The organism is Pseudomonas sp. B8(2017), from assembly GCF_002113575.1.
Classification (GTDB): Bacteria; Pseudomonadota; Gammaproteobacteria; order Pseudomonadales; family Pseudomonadaceae; genus Aquipseudomonas; species Aquipseudomonas putida_Z.
In genome coordinates this window covers 162613-182215 of record NZ_NEIO01000004.1, presented here as the reverse complement: position 1 = coordinate 182215, position 19603 = coordinate 162613, and the positions used below count along the sequence as shown (strand labels likewise).

Below are 19603 nucleotides of genomic sequence, written 5' to 3'. Positions count from 1 at the left end.
CCCGGAATAGGGTTTACAGCTTCGGCATGCCGCCGCCCGGCAGCATCCCGCCCAGGCCGCGCATCATCTTGGCCATGCCGCCCTTGGCGGAGAATTTCTTCATCATCTTCTGCATTTGCTTGTGCTGCTTGATCAGGCGGCCGACGTCCTGCACCTGGGTGCCGGAGCCGATGGCGATACGGCGCTTGCGCGAGCCGCTGATCAGCTCCGGATCACGGCGCTCGGCCGGGGTCATGGAGTTGATGATCGCTTCCATCTGCTTGAACTGCTTCTCGGCGGCGCCCTGGGCGTTGCCCATCTGCGACAGGTTGACCCCGCCGATGCTCGGCAGCTTGTCCATCAGGCCGCCGAGGCCGCCCATGTTCTTCATCTGCTGCAGCTGGTCGCGGAAGTCTTCGAGGTCGAAGCCCTTGCCCTTCTTCAGCTTCTTGGCCAGCTTGTCGGCCTTGGCCTTGTCGATGTTCTGCTCGGCCTGCTCGATCAGGCTGAGCACGTCACCCATGCCGAGGATGCGCGAGGCGACGCGGTCGGGGTGGAACGGTTCGAGGGCTTCGGTCTTCTCGCCCATACCGATGAACTTGATCGGCTTGCCGGTGATGGCACGCACCGACAGCGCGGCACCGCCACGGGCGTCACCGTCGACCTTGGTCAGCACCACGCCGGTCAGTGGCAGCGCCTCGCCAAAGGCCTTGGCGGTGTTGGCGGCGTCCTGGCCGGTCATGGCGTCGACCACGAACAGGGTCTCGATCGGCTTGACCGCGGCATGCAGCGCCTTGATCTCGTCCATCATGTCGGCGTCGATGTGCAGACGGCCGGCGGTGTCGACGATGACCACGTCGATGAACTTCAGCTTGGCTTCGCGGATGGCCGCTTCGGCGATGGCCACCGGCTTCTGGCTGATGTCGGACGGGAAGAAGGTGACGCCGATGTCGTTGGCCAGGGTTTCCAGCTGCTTGATCGCCGCCGGGCGGTAGACGTCGGCGGACACCACCATCACGCTCTTTTTCTTGCGCTCCTTGAGGAAGCGCGCCAGCTTGCCGGCGGTGGTGGTCTTACCGGCGCCCTGCAGGCCGGCCATCAGCACCACGGCGGGCGGGGCGGCGTTCAGCGCGAGGTCTTCGTTGGCCGCGCCCATCAGGCTTTCCAGCTCGGCCTGGACGATCTTCACGAACGCCTGGCCCGGGGTCAGGCTGCGCGACACTTCGGTGCCGACTGCACGGTCCTTGACGCTGTTGACGAAATCCTTGACCACCGGCAGGGCAACGTCGGCCTCGAGCAGGGCCATGCGCACTTCGCGCAGCGTGTCCTTGATGTTGTCTTCGGTCAGCTTGGCCTTGCCGGTGACATGGCGCAGCGTCTGTGACAGGCGGTCGGTCAGGTTTTCGAACATGGTGATCCTTTCAGGCCCAGTAAAAGCCGAGGTTTGTCAGGCGCCCAGGGGGGAATGCATACCCGCCGGGCGCAGCAAGGCGGCGATTATAGCGAAGTGCGGCGGCGGCGCACACCTTGCTGGCGGCCTGGTAGATATTCGGTGGCTGTGCCGGCCTCTTCGCGGGCAAGCCCGCTCCCACAGGTACACCACCACCCTGAAGAGCGGCGCGATCCCTGTGGGAGCGGGCGTGCCCGCGAATGCCCCGACACAAGCGTGCAGTCTTCCTAGAGCGGCGGGATCTATGCCAAACTCCGTCTCTTTAAGGCTCGCCAACCAGGACTTATGTTCTCCTCACCCAGCCTCATCCCCAACCTGATCGCCGCCGGCCTATATATAGCTGCGGCAATCTACCAGGGCTCTTACCTTGCCCAGAACCGCAAGGCCGACAAGCGCCTGCTTGCCCTGCTGGGTGCCTTCGCGGTACTCGCCCAGGCCGGAGCGCTGTTCTTCCAGCTGATCACCCCGCTGGGCCTGAGCCTGGATTTCTTCAGTGCCGCCAGCCTGATCGCCGTGGCGGTCATCGCCCTGACTCTGCTGGCCTGCTTGCGCATACCCGTGGAAAACCTGCTGGTGCTGCTGTTCCCGCTGGGCGCGGTGACCGCACTGCTGGCCCAGTTCGCGCCCCCCGGCACGGTGCCGCTGGTCAACGAAGAGCCGGGCATCCTCGCGCATATCCTGCTGTCGATCCTGGCCTACGGGCTGTTCACCATCGCGGTGTTCCAGGCACTGCTGTTGCTGCTGCAGGACCGCCAGCTGAAGAACAAGCACCCGTCCGGGCTGATCCGCAACTTCCCGCCGCTGCAAACCATGGAAAGCCTGCTGTTCGGCTTCCTCTGGGCCGGCTGGTGCCTGCTGTCGCTGTCGCTGATCTCCGGCTGGCTGTTCCTCGACAACCTGTTCGCCCAGCACCTGGCACACAAGACCCTGCTGGCCTGTGTCGCCTGGGTGGTATTCAGCGTGCTGCTGTGGGGCCGCACCCGCCTGGGCTGGCGTGGCCACAAGGCCATCCGCTGGACGCTGGCCGGTTTCTGCCTGCTGATGCTGGCCTATTTCGGCAGCAAGCTGGTTCGCGAATTCATCCTGCATATCTGACGGCCGCCCATGGATACCCTGCCGTACGCACCGCTATTCGGCACCCTGGCACTGGCGCTGTTGTGGTCGGCGCTGTTTACCGCAGTGGATGCCGCCCGCCTGCAACTCAATGGCGCGCCGCGCACCGGCGAGGACGGCCAGCCCGTGCTGCCGGCCCAGGCCCTGGTGCTGTGCGCCAGCCTGGGCAAGCTGCTGGTGCTGGGCCTGGCCTGCCTGGTTGGCCAGCGCCATAGCGGCGAGCACGGCTTCTGGCTGGCCGGTTTGGCCGCCACCCTCGTCCTGCTGGTGTTTGCCGAATACCTGCCGCGGCGTCTGGCCCGGCGCAACCCGCAGGCGTTCGTCAGCCTCGGCACCAGCCTGCTGAAAGTACCCCTCGCCCTGTTGCAACCGCTGGCCTACCTGCTGGATGGCATTGCCAAGCTGATCCTGCGTCCGTTCCGCGTGCAACCCACGGCCGTGGCCCTGCACCCGCAGGAAGCCGACGAGTTCGACGAGGATGAGGAACACGAAGCACCGCGTCACGGCCTGCTCGACGGCCTGCAGTCACTGGACAAGATGACCGTCAACGACATCCTGGTACCGCGCAACGAAGTGGACGGCATCAGCCTCGACGAGCCGATCGAGCGCATCATCGAACAACTGATCGTCAGCCGCCACACCCGCCTGCCGGTGTACCACAGCGACATCAACCAGGTTGAAGCAATCCTCAATACCAAGCTGATCAGCCACCTGCTGCCCAAGGCCGAACTGACCTTGGAGATGCTGCTCGGCGCCTGCTACGAGCCCTATTTCGTGCCCGAGAGCACGCCCCTGCAAATGCAGCTGCTGAACTTCCACAAACAGCAGCGCCGCATGGGCGTGGTGGTGGACGAGTACGGCGAAGTGCTGGGCATCGTCACCCTGGAAGACATCCTCGAGGAGATCGTTGGCGAGTTCGAGGATGAACACAGCCTGGACAACCCTCACGTGCACCCGCAGCCCGATGGCACCTTCGTCATCGACGGCACTGCTTCGCTGCGCGAGATCAACCGCAGCCTGGGCTGGCACCTGCCCTGCGACGGCGGGCCGAAGACCCTCAACGGGCTGGTCACCGAAGCGCTGGAAAGCATCCCGGAAAGCGCCGTTTGCCTGAAGATCGGCCGCTATCGCCTGGAAATCCTCGAAACAGAGGACAATTGTGCCAGCAAGGTACTGGTGTGGACCGTGACCCGATAGCTATACTCGGGTCACGCTTACCCAGCCCCGCCGTCCCGCCTGCTACCCGCACCCGGCGCTCCACGGCCAGTCCGCTCCACTGACACGCCCTGCGGTCCTGCTTCAACACCCCGAACAGTGCCCGCCCCCGCCCCTATCCCCCTTGGGCTATCGTCAGTCGGGCGCACACAACAACAAAACGCTCCGGCGCCCGTGCCACCGTGCCTGCCCTTTTGCATTGCACGCCGCGGGGCTTATCCCAATGGAGCCGGACCAGACTGTCAGGGACCTATTCAATGACAACCAGCAGCACCTATGCCGAAGCGCCTGCCGCACCGGTCAACTCGCCCGCGCGGGTAGCCACCGCCAGCTTCATCGGCACCGCCATCGAGTTCTACGATTTCTACGTCTACGCCACTGCCGCCGCCCTGGTGATCGGCCCGGTGTTCTTCCCGTCCGGGTCGGGCACCGCGCAGATGCTGGCGGCCTTCCTCACCTTCGGTATCGCCTTCCTGGCGCGCCCGCTGGGCTCGGCACTGTTCGGCCACTTTGGCGACCGTATCGGCCGCAAGTCGACCCTGGTCGCCTCGCTGCTGCTGATGGGCGTGTCCACCACGGCCATCGGCGTGCTGCCGGGCTATGACAGCATTGGTGTATGGGCGCCGATCATCCTCTGCCTGCTGCGCTTTGGCCAAGGCCTGGGCCTGGGTGGCGAATGGGGTGGCGCGGCCTTGCTGGCCACCGAGAACGCGCCGGAAGGCAAGCGCGCCTGGTTCGGTATGTTCCCGCAGCTGGGCCCGTCGATCGGCTTTTTGGCCGCCAACGGCCTGTTCCTGACCCTGGCCCTGGTGCTCAGCGACGAGCAGTTCCGCGAGTGGGGCTGGCGCATTCCGTTCCTGCTCAGCGCCGCGCTGGTACTGGTGGGCCTGTATGTGCGCCTGAAGCTTGAAGAAAGCCCGGTATTCGCCAAGGCCGTCGCCCGCCACGAGCGGGTGAAAATGCCGGTGGTCGACCTGTTTTCCAGATACTGGCTGCCGACCCTGCTGGGCGCAGCGGCGATGGTGGTGTGCTACGCGCTGTTCTACATCTCCACGGTGTTCTCGTTGAGCTATGGCGTGACCACGCTGGGCTACAGCCGCGAGACGTTCCTTGGCCTGCTGTGCTTCGCGGTGGTGTTCATGGCCCTGGCCACACCACTGTCGGCCTGGCTCAGCGACCGCTACGGGCGCAAACCGGTGCTGATCGTCGGCGGCCTGCTGGCGGTGGCATCAGGCTTTGCCATGGAACCGCTGCTGACTTCGGGGTCGACCGCAGGCGTGGCGCTGTTCCTGGCCATCGAACTGTTCCTGATGGGCGTGACCTTTGCGCCGATGGGGGCACTGCTGCCTGAACTGTTCCCGACCCACGTGCGTTATACCGGCGCTTCGGCGGCGTATAACCTGGGCGGCATCGTCGGCGCCTCGGCGGCACCGTTCTTTGCCCAGAAGCTGGTGAGCATGGGTGGGTTGAGCTGGGTGGGGGGTTATGTGTCGGTGGCGGCGGTGATCAGCTTGATTGCCGTGCTGTGCCTGAAAGAGACCCGCAATACGCAGCTGTAAGTAATTGGGGCCGCAACGCAGCCCCAATCGGATCAGAACTCGATCTTGACCGCCTGCGAAGCACGGGTCGCCTTGGCACGCGCCGCTTCGACCGACTCGTCACGCGCCAGGCACACGCCCATGCGGCGGGTACCGTTGATTTCCGGCTTGCCGAACAGGCGAATGGCGGTATCCGGCTCGCTCAGCGCCGCACCCAGGTTGGCAAAGCTGGTCTGCTGCGACTGCCCCTCGGGCAAGATCACCGCCGAAGCCGAAGGGCCGAACTGGCGCACTACCGGAATCGGCAGGCCAAGAATGGCCCGGGCATGCAGGGCGAACTGCGACAGGTCCTGGGAAATCAGGGTCACCAGGCCGGTGTCATGCGGGCGTGGCGAGACTTCGCTGAACCACACCTGGTCGCCCTTCACGAACAGTTCCACGCCAAACAGGCCACGACCGCCCAGGGCATCGGTGACCGCCTTGGCCACCCGCTGCGACTCGGCCAGCGCCTTCGGGCTCATGGCCTGCGGCTGCCACGATTCCTGGTAGTCGCCCTTCTCCTGGCGGTGGCCGACAGGCTCGAGGAAGGTGGTGCCGCCGACATGGCGCACGGTCAGCAGGGTGATTTCGTATTCGAAGTCGATGAAGCCCTCGACGATGACCCGGCCTTTGCCGGCGCGGCCGCCTTCCTGGGCGTAGTCCCACGACTTCTGCAGGTCGGCATCGCTGCGCAGCAGGCTCTGGCCCTTGCCCGACGAGCTCATCACCGGCTTGACCACGCACGGGTAGCCGACATCGGCCACGGCCTTGGCGTAGTCTTCGTAGGTGTCGGCGAAGTGGTACGGCGAGGTTGGCAGGTCCAGCTCTTCGGCGGCCAGGCGGCGGATGCCTTCACGGTTCATGGTGAGCTGGGTGGCGCGGGCGGTCGGCACCACGTTGAAACCTTCGTTTTCCAGCTCGACCAAGGTGGCGGTGGCGATGGCTTCGATTTCAGGGACGATGTAGTGCGGCTTCTCGGCCTCGATCACCGCGCGCAGGGCCACGCCATCGAGCATGTTGACCACGTGGCTGCGGTGCGCCACCTGCATTGCCGGGGCATTGGCGTAGCGGTCGACGGCGATCACTTCGACGCCCAGGCGCTGCAGCTCGATCACCACTTCCTTGCCCAGCTCGCCACAGCCGCAGAGCAGTACACGGGTCGCGGTGGGCGACAAGGGGGTTCCGATACGGGTCATTTCAGGTCCTCGAAGGCGTCCGGGGCCGCACCAGGCTTGGCGCCGCCCGCTGAAAAAGGACCGCTATTCTACACCATCAACCCGCCACGGCGGCCCGCCGGGCGCGAAATGCCATGGCCAGCCACACGGCGGTGACACCGGCGAATTTCGAGGCCATGGCGGTGCCGATCACGGCTGGGGTCAGGGCGCCGATCATGCCGAAGAAGATGAAGGTGTCCACCGGGATGCTCAGCGCCGAACTCAGCCACAAGCGGTCGCGCAGCGGCCGGCGGGTGATGCTGAACACCAGCCAGTCGATCAGTTCGGAAATGAAGAACGCGGTGGCGCTGGCCAGGGCGATGGCCGGTTCCGAAGTGACATAGGACAGCACCAGCGCCGCCAGCATGGCGACCAGGGCGCCATGGCCGAAGCGGGTCTGCACCATGTCGCGCAGGATGAACACCAGGCCGCCCCAGGCGGACCAGATGATGTCCAGGTGTGGCGCGCTGGAGAAGGCGTAGTTGATCAGCACTACGCTGCTGATGTAGGCAATCAGATAGAACATGGCGGGTAGTCTGTGGGCAAGCCGCACAGATTACCGCTGGCTGGTTCGCGGGTAAACCCGCAGGTACGGCACCAATCCATGCCTGGCGCACATCCTGTGGGAGCGGGCGGGCCCGCGAACACCGGCGAAGCCGGTGCCATGCACCGCGGTGTTTGCTTCGCGGCGGTTCGACGCCTCGACACGCCCGCTCCCACAGGGTACGCGTCAGCCTACAGGATGAGGCCGGCAGCTACTGCCCTTTCATGGCAAAGTTTGAGCACCGCCCTGCGCTCGTCATTGTCCATCCGCCCCCAGCGGCCGATCTCGGCCACGGTTCGCTGGCAACCGGTGCAGATATCCTGCTCGTCCAGCGCACAGATACTCACGCACGGCGAGGCCACCGGCCGCTCCACCACATCACTCATCGTCAACCACCAACTCCCGTGCATAACGCTGGGCATTGTGCACGTAATGCGCGGCGCTGGCTTCGAGCATGCGCTTCTGCTGTTCGGTCAGCTCGCGCACCACCTTGCCCGGCGAGCCCATCACCAGCGAACCGTCAGGGATCTCCTTGCCCTCTGCAATCAGCGCATTGGCGCCGATGATGCAATGCTTGCCGATGCGCGCTCCATTGAGGATCACCGCATTGATGCCTACCAGGCTGTAGTCGCCCACCGTGCAACCATGCAGCATGGCGTTGTGGCCAACGGTCACGCCCTTGCCCAAGGTCAGCGGCGAGCCCATGTCGGTGTGCATCACCGTGCCATCCTGCACGTTGCTGCCCTCACCAATGTCGATCAGCTCGTTGTCCCCGCGCAGCACCGCGCCAAACCACACGCTGGCATCGGCCTGCAGGCGAACATTGCCGATCAGCGTGGCGTTGGGTGCGGCCCAACTGGTGGGGTGGCTCTCGACCCGCAGGTCGCCCAGGCGGTATTTCATGCTTGCTCCTCAGGCTGCAACGCAGACGACGGGGTTGGCCCCGCTCAGTTTTCGATGTAACGCTCAGGGGGCTGGTGCAGGCTGATGCCGGCATCGAACAGCAGGTTGACCAGTTCGACGATCATGATCGCCGACAACCCCCAGATCTTGTATTCGCCATAGCGATAGCTGGGCACATACCAGCTGCGCCCCTGGTAATCGATACGGTGGGTATGGTCGCGCGGGTCCTGGCGGAAGAATTCCAGCGGCACGGTGAATACTGCCGCGATCTCGGCATCATTGGCACGGTATTCGACAAAATCGGGGATAAGCCCGACGAATGGCGTCACTTTCAGGCCGTGCAGCGAAATCAGCGGGCTGAGTGGGCCGATCACTTCCACCAGGCCTGGCGGCAGGCCGATTTCTTCTTCCGCTTCACGCAGCGCGGTGAACACCAGGTCCGGGTCTTCCGGGTCGCGGCGGCCACCGGGAAAGGCCACTTCGCCGCCGTGGGTGGACAGGCCCTTGGCGCGCAGGGTCAGGACCAGTTCGGGCGCTTCGCTGCGGGTAATGGGCAAGAGGACCGCCGCTTCGGGGAACCGCCGGTCGGTTTCCAGTGATGCGGGTTGGTGGTTGCTCATTCGGCGAAGTAGCTCGTCCAGCATTGCGCACGCTCGTATCCAAGGCCTGCCTTGCATGATGCACCAAAGGCGCGAAGCACCCAAGCCCCGTGCGCTTGCGGCAGCACGGCCGGCGCGCCAAGATAGCCCAGAGCAAAAGGAACGACACATGAAATTCTGCAGCGCGTGCGGCCAGCCGGTCACTCAGCGGATCCCCGAGGGCGACAGCCGCCTGCGGTATGTCTGCGAGTCTTGCCAGACCATCCACTACCAGAACCCCAACATCGTCGCCGGCGTGTTGCCGACCTGGGGCAGCCAGGTGCTGCTGTGCCGGCGCGCCATCGAGCCACGCCGCGGTTTCTGGACCTTGCCTGCCGGTTTCATGGAAAACGGCGAAACCCTCGATCAGGCCGCCCGTCGCGAAACCGTCGAGGAGGCCTGCGCCCGGGTCGGCAGCATGAACCTGTACCAGCTGTTCGACTTGCCACACATCAACCAGGTGCACGTGTTCTTCCGCGCCGAATTGGCGGACCTTGATTTCGCGGTCGGTGTCGAAAGCCTGGAGGTGCGGCTGTTCGAGGAACATGAGATACCGTGGGGCGAGCTGGCTTTCCGCACCGTCACTCGCACACTAGAATGCTACTATCGCGATCGCATCGGGCAGCACTACCCCATAGGCCATGAATACCTGCCGCCGATGAACGTCTCGCCCATTACCTAGAAGCCTTCAGGGATACCGTTACATGCGCTGGTTGCTTGCCCTTTTCTGCCTTTGCGTTACCTCGGTGTCCCAGGCGGCCTTCACCGAGACCATCATCCGCAAGCCCCAGCCGGCAGCGCAAACCCCATCGCCTTCGCAGCAGGCCATGCAACCGCTGATCGACAAGGTACTGGTGATCAAGTCCGAGCGCCGCCTGCAGCTGATCAGCCGTGGCGAGCCGCTGAAAACCTACCGTATCTCGCTGGGCAAGCAGCCAAAGGGCGCCAAGGAGCGCGAAGGCGACAAGAAAACCCCCGAGGGCCTGTACTGGCTGGACTGGCGCAAGCAGAGCGACCGCTTCAACCTGGCCATGCACATCAATTACCCGAACATCACCGATGCCGCCCGTGCCACCCGCGAAGGGGTGAGCGCCGGCAGCATGATCATGATCCATGGCACACCGATCAACGACGAGTATCCGGAGTGGTACTTCCACACCCTGGACTGGACGGACGGCTGTATTGCCATGCGTAACCGCGACATGCAGGAAGTGTGGGACCTGGTGCGGGATGGCACGTTGATCGAAATTCGGCCCTGATAGCGGGCCTTTCAACTGATGCTGTAGGAAGCTTCCCACCTCCAGGCAAGAACGCGCCTTACAAGCGCTTAGGCCGGGTACTGCATCCAGGCGAACCCCTTAGTTTTTAGCATCCACGCAGACGAGTACGAAATCCGTACATCATTTGCGGGGTGCTTCAATGCCGTTCCACATTCACCGCGCCACCTGCTGGGCGCTCACCTGCTGCCTGTCCGGTTTGCTGGCCGCGACCCGGGCGCTGGCCGACGACCCCGCCAGCCAGCAACTGCGCGATCAGCAGCGCGGGCTGCAACAGCTGGAACAGCAACAGCGGCTGGAACGCTGGCAGCGCCAGCCCGCCCCGGCTGAAAGCCACGACACCACCGCCCCCCTCTCGCACGACCAGCGCTGCTGGGCCATCACCGGCGTACGCGTGGCCGGCAACCGCAAGCTTTCCGACTCGGCGCTAACGCCAACCCTTCGCAGGTTCATTACCCCGTGCATGGGCATTGCGGAAATCAACGGGCTGCTGAAAGCCATCACCCAGCGCTATGTACAAGCCGGATACCCAACCAGCCGGCCTTACCTGCAGCAACCGCCACAAGACGGCGCACCGCTGAACCTGGTCATCGTCGAGGGGTTCGTCGAGTCCATCGAAATGGCCGGCCCCGAATTGCCCCTGTCCCTCCCCAGCGCCTTTCCCGGCCTGCTCGGGCAGCCGCTGTACCTGCCAGCCCTGGAGCAAGGCCTCGACCAGCTCAACCGCCTGCGCGCTTATGACCTGTCCGCAGAATTGCTGCCCGGCGAACTGCAGGGCGGCACCCGGGTTGTCGTGCAGCCGCGCAAGGTGGCCTCGCGCGGGCACCTGGACAGCCGCCTCGACAACCGCGGCAGCGACCTGACCGGGCGTCATCGCCTGAACCTCGGCTTCGGCCTGGACAGCCCGCTGGGCCTCAATGATGACCTGCGCCTGTCGCTGAACGGCACGGTGCTCGATGCGCCCGGGCAAAGCCAAGGCATCTCGCTGTACTACAGCATCCCCTACGGCGCCTGGACCTTCGCACTCAGCGCCAGCGAGCTGCGCTACGAGGCGCCGCTCCCCCACAGCCGCCAGATAGCCGACGGCAGTAGCAGCTACCAGGGCGTGAGCGTCGAGCGGGTGCTGTGGCGCAACCAGCAAGGCATGCTCAGCGCCAGCGCCCGGCTGGACCGCAAGCAAATGGTCAACCGCAGCGCCGGAGCGGTGATCGTCCAGCAGAGCCCCACCCTGGTCTCCGTGGAGGCGGGTATCAACCTGCTTTGGCTCCAGGGAGGCCTGTGGAATGGCTACCTCGGTGTCGCCCAGGGTATCGACGCCTTCGGCGCTGACCGCTCACCGCTGGGGGCGGAACGCCTGCGCCCGGATTTTCGCAAGTACCGCGCCAACCTGCTGCACCTGCGCCAGGGCCCGGCCAGCCGCCCATGGCGCTGGCAGAGCGAGCTGGCTCTGCAATTCAGCAATGACCCGCTACCCGCCGTCGAGCAGTTGCTGGTCAGCGACGATTCGGCCGTGCGCGGGTTTCGCCTGCGTACCTACTCCGGTGCCAGCAGCGCCGCCTGGCGCAACACCGTCAGTCAGCCGCTGCCGGAGGGCTGGACCGCTCCCCTGCAAGTACGCCCCTACATCGGCCTGGACCTGGGCTGGACCCGCACTGCCGAAGGCAAGCCTTCGCAACGCCTTGCCGGGGCCACCGCCGGTGCCGAACTGAGCCTGCCCGGCAGCCACCTGCGCCTGGGCTACCAACGCGCGCTGTACGCCAGCGACCTGCCCCGCCCGCTGCTGGAACCTGGCTTCTGGGTAGTGGAACTGGCCCTGAACATCTGATTCACCCACAACAAAGAGAACGAGAACATGCAAACACTCTCGCAGTCGTCTTCCCGCCCAGATACCTTGCGCTGGGCCATCTTCCTCGCCCTGCTCGGGCCCGGCGCCGCACTGGCCCAGGGCGGCCTGACCGCAACCAGCGGCCCCGGCGGCACACCGGTCATCAACGACGGCCACGGCGTCCCGGTCATCGATATTGTCGCGCCAAACACCAACGGGCTGTCGCACAACCAGTTCCTCGATTACAACGTCGACCGCTCCGGGGTGGTGCTGAACAATGCCACCCAGGCCGGGCAGTCGGAACTGGCCGGCGCCTTGGCAGCCAACCCGCAATTCCAGGGCCAGGCCGCCTCGACCATCCTCAACGAGGTGGTCAGCCGCAACGCCTCGCTGATCGAAGGGCCGCAGGAAATCTTCGGCCGCCCGGCCGACTACATCCTGGCCAACCCCAATGGCATCACCCTCAACGGCGGCAGTTTCATCAACACCACACGCGCCGGCTTCGTGGTGGGCAGCCCCGAGTTCGAGGGCCAGCAACTGAAGTACCTCGACACGCTGAACGCCAGCGGTACCCTGCAAGTGCTCGAGGGCGGCCAGCGAAACCCCAACGGCGCCCTCGAGCTGATCGCCCCGCGCGTGGACGGCAAAGGGCTGCTGATGGCGCGCAACTCGATCGATATCACCGTCGGTCGCAACCGCATCGACAGCACCAGCGGCGAAATTGTCGAACACCTGCCCGCCACCCCGTCCAGCATCGATGCCAGCCTGTTCGGCGCCATGCGCGCCGGGCGCATTCGCGTGGTGAGCACCGCAGAAGGTGCCGGTGTGCGTGTGGGGGCATCGCAGCTGCTGGGTATCGACGGGGTCGACATCCAGTCGGCCGGCGCCCTGCAAGTCAGCGGCAAGGCCGACAACCCCGTCGAACTGCACAGCGAACAGGGTGATCTGCGGCTGACCGCTGCCGATGACCTGACCCTCGAAACCGTCGATGGGCAAGCTCGACGAATCGAGGCCAAGGCCGGCAAGAAGCTCACGCTGGATGCCACGACCCGCGAGAACATCGAGCGCGACAGCGACAGCTGGAACAAGAAGTTCCTGTTCGTCACCCGCGAAACCTACAACCGCGAAACCACCACCACCCAGCAGCAGCAACAGGGCAGCAGCTTGCAAGGCAAGGACGGCGTGCTGCTGCAATCCGCTGACGACATGCGCCTGGTGGCTGCCAAGGTGGATGCTGGCAATGAGCTGACCCTCGACAGCGGCGCCAACCTGGCTATCGCTGCCGGCATCGACAGCCAGCAAACCGAAGAGCAGGTGCGCCACCGCAAGGACTTGTGGCGCGGTGACAGCGATACCGACCAATACAAGGAAACCGCGCAAGGCAGTGCGCTCCAGGCCCAGCGCATGACGCTGAAGGCCAAGAATACCGTCGATGTGAAAGGCAGCAGCCTGCACAGCCGCGGCGACATGGCGATCGAGGCCAAGGACGCAACCATCGGTACCACCGCCCTGCAGGAGCGCGGTACCCGGCGCGACTATCGTGGCGACCTGGTATCCGGCACCTTCTTTGGCGACCGCAAGGGTAACGACAGCGAAGGCCAGGCCGTTGCCGGCAGCAGTGTCACGGCGGATGGCAAGCTGGCCGTGGTAGCTGACCAGGTTGCCATCAAGGGCAGTACCGTGCACGGCAAGGAGGACGCGGTGCTCTACAGCACAAAAGGTGCACTGGCCATCGAAGCCGACCATGGCCGCACCACCTCCACCGACCGTACCAGCGACAGCAAGCTGTTCGGCCTGATTGGCAGCGACCACGAGAACACCGAGCGTACGCAACAGGTACTTACCAGCGACGTCAGCTCGGCCACCAATCTGCGCCTGGCCAGCGCCGAGGAAATGCGCATCCAGGGCGCCAAGGTCGCAGCGGGCGGGCACCTGCAGGTAGAGGCCAAGGGCGACCTGCTGATTACCAGCGCGCAAGCGGTTGACGAGCGCGAAACCCGTAACCAGCAACGTGGTTTCACCGCCAGCGCCAAGCAGACCCAGGAGGCCGAGGATGGCAAGCCCGAGTCCCGCCAGTATTCGGCCGGCATTGCCTATGACGTCGCCACCACCAGCAGCAAGCAGCGCACCACCAGCCAGGTTGCCAGTGAGCTAGAGGGCGCTTCGGTGAGCCTTGGCAGCGGGGCTCACCTGCAAGTCAACGGTTCCACGGTGAAGGCCGCCGCAGGCGACCTCGATGTGCAGGCCCAAAAGGTGACCCTGGGGGCAACCCGCAACGACCGCGACAAAACCACCAGCACCACCAACAGTGGCGGTGGCCTGACGGTGACCGGCGGCATCGACCGGCTGGGCAGCTTGTTCGAAGGCCATCACAACCGCCAGGTGCAGACCGAACGCGACAGCAAGGTGCAACGCAGCACATTGCAGGCCAGCGGCGACCTGAAGCTGAATGGCGATGAACTGGTCACAGAGGCCGCACGCGTCAAGGCCGGCAACACCCTGCAGGTAACGGCCAAACGCATCGACAACCGCGCGGTGCAGGATACCGAGGAACGTGAACAAAGCCGTGACGACTGGTCGGGCAGCCTCGGCGCCAGTGTCGAGTACCGCGACCTTACCCGCCCCATCGAACGCCTGGTGTTGGGCGAAGAAGCCGCGCGCTTCCAGCAAGCCTCCCCCGAAGACGCCATGGCGCCGCCCAGCGTTGGCGCCGACATGACCGTGGAGCACCTCAAGCGCCTGGAAAACCAGCGCCGCGGCTTTGCCCAGGTGAGCGAGTTGTCCGGGGCCAAGGTCGAAGTCAAGGCCGACAACATCACCGACCAGGGCACCGCCTGGCGCGCCAACGCCGACAAGCTGCAGATCGAGGCCCGACAACACCAGATGCAGGCGGCCGAGAACACCCAGGAAAACACCGTGCAACGCCTGGCCTACGGCGGCGATGTGCGCCTGGACACCAGCACCGGCGAAGACCTGAATGCACGCGCCGCCGGCAAAGGCGGCTCGCTGGACAAGAAGGACAGCGCCAGCAGCGCCGTCCCCGGCAGCCTGTATGGGCAACAGGGCATCCAGGTGCAACTGGGCAGCTCTGGCCATTATGAAGGGACGCGCATCGATGGCGGTGAAGGCAGCGTGGTCATCAGCAGTGCCGGTTCGCTGACATTGCCACAGGCAAACGACCAGACCGAACAGCAGTCACGCCAGCTCGACGGCAATGCCTGGGCCAAGGTCGGCAACCGCCCGGGCAGCACCGGCGTCGATGGCCGGGGCTACCTCGACCACGGCCAGAACCAGAGCACACAGAGCAAGGCCCAGGTGGCGCAGATCGACGCCAAGGGCCAGGTACAGCTGAGCAGTGGCGGCGACCTGTTGCTCGAAGGCACCCGCATTGGCAGCCGTGAGGCCAAGACCGGCGACATTCAACTGCAAAGCGGCGGTCGGCTGCAGGTCAAGGCGGCCAGCGACACCCAGAACGCTACCGGCGCCAAGATGGGCGGCGGCGTGGAGCTGGCGGTCAAGGCTGGCAACACCAAGGGCGGTGCCATCGGCGGCCACTTCAGCCACGGCAAGCAGGACGAAGAGGCACGCCAGGCGGTGAATGCCCTGTTCGCCAGCAACGGCACAGTGACCCTGGGCAGCAGCGCCCGCGAGGATATCGCCCTGCACCTTGAAGGCCTGCAGGCCTCGGCCGAACAGATAACCCTCGACGCATCGAATGGCGGCATGCTGGTGGAAGCGTCCTCCAGCCGGGAGCGACGTGACAACCTCGACATCACCGCCGGGGCCGGCTTCGACATGGCCAAGGGCGCGCTCGACACCCGCGGCCTGCATGGCCGCCTCAAGGTGGAGCTCGACAAGCGCGACAACCTCACCTGGAACGCCAGCGACCTGCGCGCCGAGCGCATCGACCTGCAAAGCCGTGGCGATACCCGCCTCGAAGGCGTCACCCTGGAGACGGGGCGTATCGATGGAGTGATCGACGGCGACCTGCGCATCGCCAGCCGCAAGGACAACGTCAATACCCTGAGCGTGAAAGGCGATGCCCGGCTGAGCCAGGAGAAAAACCCGCGAGGCTACGTCAACGCGGCCACTTCGGTGGCAGGGCCGCTGGGGAGCAAGGTGAATGAAAAAGCTGGCTCCGCCCTGAGCAAGGCAGACCCGGGGCTCTCGCCTACCTTCAGCCTCGACGTGTCGCACGCGCAGCGCGACAGCGTAGGCCAGCAGACCACGCTCAAAGGTAGCGACGGTATCGACCTGCAGGTTGGTGGCAACGCTCACCTGGTGGGGGCACGCTTGCAGTCGGCCAAAGGCGATGTGGTGCTCGACGCCAACTCGGTTACCCGCGAAACACTGAGCGGTAACGACTATCGCCGGGATGTGTCGATCGATGCGTCCAACTCACCGGTGGACCTGGGCACGGCAGTGGCCGAGCTGACCAAGGGCAAGGGTGCGGCGGATGGGGAAAATGCACTGGACCTGGGATTGTTGAGGACCAGTGGGCACAATCGCAGTGAGCAGTGGGCTTCGAGTGTGCAGGGCAAGAAAAACTGAAGCAGGCGCCGCGCTGGAGGGCACGGGCTTCGTGCCCTCTTTTAGCATTTGGGCCAGACAGTTGATTGGTTGTAGGAGCGGCCTTGTGTCGCGAAAGGGCTGCAAAGCAGCCCCAGCAATTTGTGCATACACGCTGAACCCCCGGGGCTGCTTTGCAGCCCTTTCGCGACACAAGGCCGCTCCTACAAACGCCGAGCCAGCTTGCCGGCGGTAACACCTGTCTACCAGCGCAGATCCCGCTGCCCTGCAAGCGCCTGTGGCCCAAGCCACTGCACCCCACGCAGCAAAGGCGTCAGCGCTGCCTCCGGCTGCAACTCGACCACCACCTGCGCCCGGCGCGCGGGCAGGTCGGCATCCACGGCCAACTGATGCTGCCCCTGCTGCGCCAGCTGCCCGCGCAGATGCCAGCCGCTGCGGCAGTCCATTTCCAGCCAGCCCTGCCCCAACCCCAGTGACCAGGGCTCGCTCAGGGCAAGGTCGGTTACCGTCATGCGGCCTTCGCTGGCACGGCATTGCCGCCCGGCCCCCTGCACCCGCAACGTGCCCTGCCACTGGCCGGCCAAGCGGTAATCCGTCGCCACCGTCGCCTGGGCCCCCATGGCCGTCGCCTCCAGCCGCCAACGCCATGGCCAGCCTTCGGCGCGCAACTGCCAGGCCTGGCCCTGGAAGCCCAGCTGCGCGTTCGCCTGCAAGCGCCAGGGCTGCACCGCCCAACGCAATGGCCCGACCGGCCCCAGTTGCTGCGCCTGGCCTTGCCACAGGCTGCCGCTGACCTCACGCGCTGGCAGGCCGATCCCGCGCACCACCCAGCTGGCCGGCAGCTCCACCAGCAATGTCACGGCGAAAACCAGCAGCACCCACGCCACACTTCTTCGGCTCATGGCCGCACCACCAGGTCGAAGCGCAATCTCTTTTCATGCTGTTCCAGCCCCCACTGCAATGGCTGTACGCCTTCTGCACGCAGGGTCTGCAACCAGCCTTGCAGCACTCGCTCGTCGGCCACATTCCCACGCAGTTGCCAGGTCTTGCCCTGCGCATCGACCTCGGCCAGTTCGATCTGCCGCGCCTGGGCCGACTGTCGGAGCCGCTCCAGGTTCAACCCCGGGCCGCCTTGAAGGCTGGCGGCCTGTTCGGCCAGCCCGCGCCACTGGCTGAGCTCGCGCCATTGCGCAAGGCCTGCGCGCAGGGCCAGGAAGGTCAGCAACAGGGCAATCAGTGCCCAGGCGAACTTCAAGCGATGACGCTGTATCCAGTCCCGGTTCATGAGGCTGCTCCCAGGTCGAACACCACTTGGCCGTCCTGCACCTGGACCGAGGCCCCGGCGGCTGTCGCCATGTCGCTCCATGGCGGCGCACCGCCCTCGCCTTCCAGCCGCAAGTGCCAGCGCTGGCCATCGAAGCGCACCGCTTGCAGGCGCCAGCCGGGGTGGTCACGCAGCCAGGCCTGCAACGCCGTCTGCAGGTCTTCGAGCTGGCGCGTGCGCAGCTGCTGTTGCAGTTCACTTTCGCGCAGGCGCTTGAGGGCCTGCGCGGCGTGCCGAGGGCTGGCCTGCTCACCAGTCACGGCGATGACCTGACTGCGCCAGAATTGCGCCTGGGCCCATTGCTTGCTCAACCACAGCCCGCCCCAGACGGCAGCCAGTACCAGGCAGGCAGCGAGCAGCCGTTGCTGCAGCCGGGACACCACCGGCAGCGAGCGCACCTTGCGGGTACGCTCGAACAGGCCGGGCAATGAATCGAGCGGTGCCAGCGTACTGGGCCAGTCGCCGCTCAGCGGAACCTTTTGCAGCTCCGCCCACGGTTGCCGTGGCACCTCGCCCAATGCGTCCGGCCAGGCTAGCCAGTGCTCCTGCCTGTCTTCGGCCAGCCCTTTGTACAAATACATGCCGGGTGTGCGCTGCCATTGCCAGGCATGGCCCGCCTCGGGGGGCGGCAGCAGCTGTAGTTCTGCCCAGCAACGTGCCACCTGCAAGCCCCATTCGGCGCACTGCCCGCCCCAGTCCTCCAGTTGCTGACGGGCCACTACCAGTAACCGAAGATGGCCGCGCTCGCGGGCCAGGCAGGCGCATGTCACCTCGTCGATGGCCTGCAGCAATCGGTCTTCGAGCAACAACGGCCATTCTTCACGCTTGAGCCCCGGCGGTGCCGGCACGCGGAAGTAGCTGCAGGCCTCGGCAGGCAGGATCAACGCCACACGGGCCTGCAGGTTCGCCGGGGGCTCGCCCTGCCCATGGCGTTGCACAAGGCCGCCCTCGGCCAGCGCCCAGTGCCAGACAACGCCCGGTCGCAGCAACAACCACGACTGGGCCGGGCTGCGCCGCCGCCATTCAAACTTCATGAGCGCCCCCACGGGAGGGCGAAGGTGCAGACATAGGGTGCTCCGTCACGCTGCAGTTCCAGACGCACGCCACGGCCGGGGTGCGCAGGTTGGTCGGAAGGCCAGGCCAGCCAGCGGCCGCCCTGGTAATAAAGAACATTCATGGCGCTGACCCGGTCGAGCCGCTCGCGCTGGACCCAGCGTGGGGTGGCGGCGGCATAGAGATCGGCCGAGCTTTCCAGCAGCAGGCGTTGCTCGCGGGCCTCGAAGCGCAGGCGCTGGCGCTGCAGGCGCGAGCCGCCCTCGGCTTCCGGCATGCCGGTGATGGCGACCCAGAGCAACTGGTTGCTTGCCGGTTGCCAGTCCAGCCAGCGGCTGGCCAAGGGCAGGCGCTGGTCGTAGACACGGCGCATTACCGGGCTATCGAAGCGACGCTCCAAGGCCAGGCAGAAATCCAGCACCGAGGTTTCCTGGGTGGTGACCTGCAGGCGCTCGCGAACCTTGAGCCAGCCGTTGACCAGGGCGGCGAGCATGATGCCGAGCACAGCAGTAAGTGCCAGGGCGACCATCAGCTCTATCAGGGTAAGGCCGGCCTGGCGGTGCTTGCTGGGCTGGGTCCCGGTCTGACGGGTATGCGCCCTCCCTGTGGGAGCGGGCGCGCCCGCGAACACCGGCGAAGCCGGTGCCATGCACCGAGTCGCCTGCTTCGCGGGCATGCCCGCTCCCACAGGGACCGCGCAAGCTTCACGATCTCTGCCACTCACGGCTGATCCAGGGGCAGGCACCTGCGCGGGGTGGAGCCGGGCCTCTGTGGGAGCGGGTTCACCCGCGAACACCGGCGAAGCCGGTGCCATACACCGAGTCGCCTGCTTCGCGGGCATGCCCGCTCCCACAGGGACCGCGCAAGCTTCACAATCTCTGTAACTCATGGCCGCTCCAGGGGCAGGCCGGCCTGTCGCTGCTTCACAGGCTGGATACTGGGCTGACGGGTATACGCCCGC

Annotated in this window: 17 protein-coding genes; 7 read left to right on the top strand and 10 right to left on the bottom strand. The window is 65.7% G+C overall.

Going from position 1 to position 19603, the window contains the following annotated elements; genetic code table 11:
- Window positions 1-13: 13 nt before the first annotated feature.
- Window positions 14-1390, bottom strand: a complete 1377-nt coding sequence (gene ffh, locus CAG22_RS08880; protein ID WP_013971189.1) for a signal recognition particle protein — start codon at window positions 1388-1390, stop codon at window positions 14-16.
- A gap of 324 nt (window positions 1391-1714) precedes the next feature.
- Here ffh and CAG22_RS08875 point away from each other — a divergent pair, with 324 nt between their 5' ends.
- The 3 genes from CAG22_RS08875 to CAG22_RS08865 all read left to right on the top strand — a co-directional run bounded on the left by CAG22_RS08875 (window position 1715) and on the right by CAG22_RS08865 (window position 5316).
- Entirely contained in the window at window positions 1715-2524 is an 810-nt protein-coding gene (locus CAG22_RS08875; protein WP_025337912.1) for an inner membrane protein YpjD, read from the top strand.
- Between the two features lie 9 nt (window positions 2525-2533).
- Window positions 2534-3739, top strand: coding sequence for a transporter associated domain-containing protein (locus tag CAG22_RS08870; protein ID WP_085705317.1), 1206 nt, complete (start codon window positions 2534-2536; stop codon window positions 3737-3739).
- Between the two features lie 275 nt (window positions 3740-4014).
- Window positions 4015-5316, top strand: a complete 1302-nt coding sequence (locus CAG22_RS08865) for an MFS transporter (protein WP_085705316.1) — start codon at window positions 4015-4017, stop codon at window positions 5314-5316.
- Between the two features lie 32 nt (window positions 5317-5348).
- Here the strand turns inward: CAG22_RS08865 and purT are convergent, their stop codons facing one another.
- From purT to CAG22_RS08840, 5 genes are all read right to left on the bottom strand, one after another.
- On the bottom strand, window positions 5349-6530 hold the full coding sequence (purT, locus tag CAG22_RS08860; RefSeq protein ID WP_085705314.1) for a formate-dependent phosphoribosylglycinamide formyltransferase: 1182 nt from the start codon (window positions 6528-6530) through the stop codon (window positions 5349-5351).
- A 76-nt stretch (window positions 6531-6606) separates the two neighbouring features.
- A complete protein-coding gene (locus CAG22_RS08855) occupies window positions 6607-7074 on the bottom strand; it encodes a VUT family protein (RefSeq protein ID WP_003252131.1) in 468 nt (155 codons plus the stop codon).
- A 209-nt stretch (window positions 7075-7283) separates the two neighbouring features.
- On the bottom strand, window positions 7284-7469 hold the full coding sequence (locus tag CAG22_RS08850; RefSeq protein WP_170929286.1) for a DUF1289 domain-containing protein: 186 nt from the start codon (window positions 7467-7469) through the stop codon (window positions 7284-7286).
- Window position 7470: 1 nt separating this feature from the next.
- The gene (locus tag CAG22_RS08845; protein ID WP_060483639.1) at window positions 7471-7995 is read right to left on the bottom strand and encodes a gamma carbonic anhydrase family protein; all 525 of its coding nucleotides are present in this window, start codon (window positions 7993-7995) and stop codon (window positions 7471-7473) included.
- Between the two features lie 44 nt (window positions 7996-8039).
- Window positions 8040-8639 carry a CoA pyrophosphatase gene (locus CAG22_RS08840; protein ID WP_003252125.1) on the bottom strand — a complete coding sequence of 200 codons (600 nt, stop codon included), beginning with the start codon at window positions 8637-8639 and terminating at the stop codon, window positions 8040-8042.
- 124 nt (window positions 8640-8763) lie between these two features.
- On the opposite strand from CAG22_RS08840, the gene CAG22_RS08835 reads away from it, so the two are divergent.
- The 4 genes from CAG22_RS08835 (at window position 8764) to CAG22_RS08820 (ending at window position 16286) form a co-directional block, all read left to right on the top strand.
- A complete protein-coding gene (locus CAG22_RS08835) occupies window positions 8764-9315 on the top strand; it encodes an NUDIX hydrolase (protein WP_085587598.1) in 552 nt (183 codons plus the stop codon).
- 22 nt (window positions 9316-9337) lie between these two features.
- Window positions 9338-9892, top strand: coding sequence for a murein L,D-transpeptidase family protein (locus tag CAG22_RS08830; RefSeq protein WP_025337906.1), 555 nt, complete (start codon window positions 9338-9340; stop codon window positions 9890-9892).
- Window positions 9893-10052: 160 nt separating this feature from the next.
- Entirely contained in the window at window positions 10053-11735 is a 1683-nt protein-coding gene (locus CAG22_RS08825; RefSeq protein WP_085705312.1) for a ShlB/FhaC/HecB family hemolysin secretion/activation protein, read from the top strand.
- A gap of 27 nt (window positions 11736-11762) precedes the next feature.
- Window positions 11763-16286, top strand: a complete 4524-nt coding sequence (locus CAG22_RS08820; protein WP_085705310.1) for a hemagglutinin repeat-containing protein — start codon at window positions 11763-11765, stop codon at window positions 16284-16286.
- A 221-nt stretch (window positions 16287-16507) separates the two neighbouring features.
- Here CAG22_RS08820 and CAG22_RS08815 read toward each other — a convergent pair whose 3' ends face one another.
- Genes CAG22_RS08815 through CAG22_RS08800 form a run of 4 tightly spaced genes read right to left on the bottom strand, consistent with a single transcriptional unit; the run spans window position 16508 to window position 19291 of the window.
- Window positions 16508-17167, bottom strand: a complete 660-nt coding sequence (locus tag CAG22_RS08815; RefSeq protein WP_085705308.1) for a general secretion pathway protein GspN — start codon at window positions 17165-17167, stop codon at window positions 16508-16510.
- Complete coding sequence (gene gspM / locus CAG22_RS08810; protein WP_085705306.1) at window positions 17164-17550, bottom strand: type II secretion system protein GspM; 387 nt, start codon at window positions 17548-17550, stop codon at window positions 17164-17166. Before gspM ends, CAG22_RS08815 begins: the two co-directional genes overlap by 4 nt.
- On the bottom strand, window positions 17547-18623 hold the full coding sequence (gene gspL / locus CAG22_RS08805) for a type II secretion system protein GspL (protein WP_085705304.1): 1077 nt from the start codon (window positions 18621-18623) through the stop codon (window positions 17547-17549). The genes gspM and gspL overlap by 4 nt, the downstream gene beginning before the upstream one ends.
- Window positions 18620-19291, bottom strand: a complete 672-nt coding sequence (locus CAG22_RS08800; protein WP_085705367.1) for a prepilin-type N-terminal cleavage/methylation domain-containing protein — start codon at window positions 19289-19291, stop codon at window positions 18620-18622. Before CAG22_RS08800 ends, gspL begins: the two co-directional genes overlap by 4 nt.
- Window positions 19292-19603: the final 312 nt, after the last annotated feature.